This is a genomic window from Pectobacterium betavasculorum, assembly GCF_000749845.1.
GTDB lineage: Bacteria > Pseudomonadota > Gammaproteobacteria > Enterobacterales > Enterobacteriaceae > Pectobacterium > Pectobacterium betavasculorum.
On record NZ_JQHM01000083.1, the window covers coordinates 1 to 243 of the forward strand.

1 rRNA gene is annotated in these 243 nt (G+C 55.6%); it reads right to left on the reverse strand.

What is annotated here, in order from left to right:
* Window positions 1–243 (reverse strand): 16S ribosomal RNA (locus KP22_RS21200); the annotation flags it as partial.

Here is a 243-nt window from a genome sequence, read left to right on the forward strand (position 1 = left end):
CTGCGTGCGCTTTACGCCCAGTCATTCCGATTAACGCTTGCACCCTCCGTATTACCGCGGCTGCTGGCACGGAGTTAGCCGGTGCTTCTTCTGCGGGTAACGTCAATCAATAAGGTTATTAGCCTTATTGCCTTCCTCCCCGCTGAAAGTGCTTTACAACCCGAAGGCCTTCTTCACACACGCGGCATGGCTGCATCAGGCTTGCGCCCATTGTGCAATATTCCCCACTGCTGCCTCCCGTAG